A 3,366-nucleotide genomic window follows, 5' to 3' on the forward strand; every position below is an offset into this window, starting at 1 on the left:
CAAGCCCGGCAACCCGCTGGAGCGTCACGCCACCTGGCGCGATTGCGCCTGCCCGCAATGTGGCGCGGCGGCCAAGCGCGAAACCGACACGATGGATACCTTCGTCGATTCCAGCTGGTATTACGCCCGCTTCACCGCGCCGCGTGCCACCACCCCCACCGTGGCCGAAGACGCCGCCTATTGGATGAATGTCGATCAATATATTGGCGGCATCGAACATGCGATTCTCCACCTGCTCTATTCGCGCTTCTTCGCCCGCGCGATGAACGAGACCGGCCACCTGCCCAAAGCGGCGCGCGAGCCGTTCAATGCCCTGTTCACGCAAGGCATGGTGACGCATGAGATTTACAAGACCACCGACGACAAGGGCCGCCCGGTCTATCACCTGCCGGAAGACATCCTCCGCACCGAGGCGGGTGCGACCCTGAAGGATGGCACGGCGGTGGAGGTCATCCCCTCGGCCAAGATGTCGAAATCCAAGAAGAATGTCGTCGATCCGATGAACATCATCGCGGAATTCGGCGCCGATACTGCGCGCTGGTTCGTCATGTCCGACAGCCCGCCCGAGCGCGATGTGGAATGGACGGCCTCGGGGGCCGAAGCCGCCTACAAGCATCTGAGCCGGGTCTGGAACCTGTGTTCGCGCATTGGCGAGATGCCCGCCGACCACCCCGGCAAGGACGATGCCGCCCTGCTGAAAGCCACCGCCAAGGCGATTGATGAGGTGACGCGCGGCATCGAGACCTTCGCCTTCAACAAGGCCATCGCCTCGCTTTATGCCTTCACCAATACGCTGGCCAAGGCCGATGCCTCGACCCCGGTGATGAAACAGGCGATCCGCACGCTGGCGCAGCTCATGTCGCCCATGGTGCCGCATATCGCCGAATCGATCTGGACCTATCAGGGCGGCGCGGGTCTTTGCGCGCAGGCGCCCTGGCCCAAACCCGATCCGGCGCTGCTGATCGACGATACCGTCACCCTGCCGATCCAGATCAATGGCAAGCGCCGGGCGGAAATCAGCGTGCCGAAAGACATGCCTGCTTCCGAGGTTGAAAAGCTCGCCCTCGCGGAGGAGGATGTGGTGAAGTTTCTGGCCGGGCAGCCGGTCAAGAAGATCATCGTCGTTCCGGGGCGCATCATCAATGTCGTGGCATAAACGCCGTCAGTTCATGTCCCTGGCCGGGGCAGCCCTGACCACGGGGCTGGCGGGCTGCACCTTCACCCCGGCTTATGCGCCGGGGGGGCCTGCGGCGGCGCTGCAAGGGGCCGTGCGGGTGGAAAGCCCCACCACCAAGGACGGTTTCGATCTGGTGGAGCGGCTGGAAGAACGCCTCGGCCGCCCCGAAGCCCCGCGCTACACGCTGGTTTACCAGATCACGACCGAACGGGTGGGCGTCGGCCTCACCCCCGAAAACGCCACCACGCGCTATCACCTGCGCGGCAAGGTCACCTGGCAGTTGACCGATATGGCCGGGGCCAAACTGGCCGAGGGGCTGGCGCAAAGTTTCACCTCCTGGTCGGCCACCGGCTCCACCGTCTCGGGCCTCGCCGCCGAGGAAGACGCGGGTTTCCGCCTGATGCGCATTCTGGCCGACCAGATCGTAACCCGCCTGGTCGCCTCGGCTGGCAGCCTGCCATGAAGCTGTCCGGCGCGGCGGCGGTCGGCTATTTCGCCAAGCCCGATCCGGCGGCGACCGGCCTTCTGATCTATGGGCAGGATGCGATGCGGGTGGCGCTGCGGCGGCAAGAGGTGATCCTCGCGCTGATCGGGCCACAGGGCGAGGCCGAGATGCGGCTGACCCGTCTGCAAGGCAGCGACCTGCGCAAGGATGCGGCCGCGCTGATGGACGGGATGAAGGCGCAAGGCTTCTTTCCCGGCCCGCGCGTGGTCTTTGTGGAAGACACGCCCGACAGTGCCGCCAGCGCGGTGACCGCAGCCCTGCTAGACTGGCGGCCCGGCGATGCGCAGATCGTCATCACCTCCACCAGCCTGACCACCAAATCCGCGCTGGTGAAGCTGTTCGATGCCCACCCCTCTGCCCGTTCGGTCGGCATTTATGACGATCCGCCCTCGCGCGAGGAGATCGAGGCGACCTTGCGCAAATCCGGCCTGACCGAGATCGGGCGCGAGGCCATGGGCGATCTGCTGACGCTGGCCAAGGAACTCGACCCCGGCGATTTCCGCCAGACGGTCGAAAAGATCGCGCTGTATAAATGGGGCGATACCAGCCCGCTGACGGTGGAGGATGTGGCCGCCATGGCCCCCGCCACCACCGAGGCCGAGGTGGATGACGTGCTGGATGCCGTGACCGAGGGGCGCGGCGGCGAGGTGGGTCTGCTGATGCGGCGGCTGGAGGGGCAAGGCGTATTGCCCGTTACCCTTTGCATCATGGCGATGCGCCATTTTCGCACCCTGCACATGCTGGCGGTCGATCCGCGCGGCCCGGCCTCGTTCCGCGTGCGCGGCCCCCGCAAGGACAGGATGATCCGGCTGGCGCAGGAATGGGGCGTGCGCAAGCTGGAAGACGCCATCGCGCTGATCGTGGAAACCGACCTGACGCTGCGCTCGGCCTCCCGCGCCCCCGCCATGGCGGTGATGGAACGCGCCCTGCTGCGGCTGGCGATGTCAAAGCGCTAAGGTTACCGTGGCGCGGCGGCGCGGCGCAGGCGGTCATTGATGGCGCGGCCCAGCCCGGTTTCCGGCACCGGTGCAAAGGCGATGGCGCCGCAGGGGCCTGCCAGCGCATCCGCCTCGCGCAGCAGGTGGAACAGGTTGGCCGCTGCCTCCAGCAGGTCGCCGCTGTCCGAAAGCGTCAGATCGCCCTTCACCGCGCCAAAGCCCACCAGAACCTCGCCCGGCTTCCGGGCCTCGGCATTCAGCCGCACTCCGGCCTCGGGCGCGTAATGCGAGGCCAGTTGCCCCGGCGCCTTGGGGGTGGCGGGATCGCCGGGCAGCGCCAGCGGCGCGCCCAGAACCGCCTCGATCGCCTCGACCGACACCCCACCGGGGCGCATCAGCGCGGGCGGGCCATCCATGGCGATGATGGTGCTTTCCACCCCTACCGCACAGGCGCCGCCATCCAGCACCGCCTCGATCCGCCCCGACAGACCCGCCAGCACATGCGCCGCCCGTGTCGGCGACACCCGCCCGGAGGGATTGGCCGAGGGCGCCGCCACCGGCCCGCCAAAGGCGCGCAACAGATCACGCGCGATGGGATGCGCGGGCAGGCGGATCGCCACGGTCGTCAAGCCCGCCGTCACCAAGGGCGACAAGCCGCTGCCCTCGCGCAGGGGCAAAACCATCGTCAGCGGGCCGGGCCAGAAGGCAGCCGCCAAGGCCTCCGCCCCCGGCGTCAGCACGGCATA

Annotated in this window: 4 protein-coding genes; 3 read left to right on the top strand and 1 reads right to left on the bottom strand. The window is 67.6% G+C overall.

Going from position 1 to position 3,366, the window contains the following annotated elements; translation table 11 throughout:
* From JNN06_RS07950 to holA, 3 genes are all read left to right on the top strand, one after another.
* The coding region (locus JNN06_RS07950) for a class I tRNA ligase family protein (RefSeq protein ID WP_291239056.1) at positions 1 to 1,156 on the top strand (1,156 nt) is incomplete at its 5' end.
* Positions 1,157 to 1,169: 13 nt separating this feature from the next.
* Positions 1,170 to 1,640 (top strand): LPS assembly lipoprotein LptE, encoded by a 471-nt coding sequence (gene lptE, locus JNN06_RS07955; protein ID WP_291239057.1) that lies wholly within the window; start codon positions 1,170 to 1,172, stop codon positions 1,638 to 1,640.
* Positions 1,637 to 2,638 carry a DNA polymerase III subunit delta gene (gene holA / locus JNN06_RS07960; RefSeq protein ID WP_291239058.1) on the top strand — a complete coding sequence of 334 codons (1,002 nt, stop codon included), beginning with the start codon at positions 1,637 to 1,639 and terminating at the stop codon, positions 2,636 to 2,638. The genes lptE and holA overlap by 4 nt, the downstream gene beginning before the upstream one ends.
* Positions 2,639 to 2,640: 2 nt before the next feature.
* Here holA and JNN06_RS07965 read toward each other — a convergent pair.
* Positions 2,641 to 3,366 (bottom strand): L-threonylcarbamoyladenylate synthase (locus JNN06_RS07965; protein WP_291239059.1); only part of this gene is annotated, 726 nt, incomplete at its 5' end.

Source organism: Gemmobacter sp. (assembly GCF_016792925.1).
Taxonomy (GTDB): domain Bacteria; phylum Pseudomonadota; class Alphaproteobacteria; order Rhodobacterales; family Rhodobacteraceae; genus Gemmobacter.

Excerpts from the sequence above, each read along its gene's own strand:
- lptE (WP_291239057.1), top strand. The coding sequence starts at position 1,170 with ATGTCCCTGGCCGGGGCAGCCCTGACCACGGGGCTGGCGGGCTGCACC.
- holA (WP_291239058.1), top strand. The coding sequence starts at position 1,637 with ATGAAGCTGTCCGGCGCGGCGGCGGTCGGCTATTTCGCCAAGCCCGAT.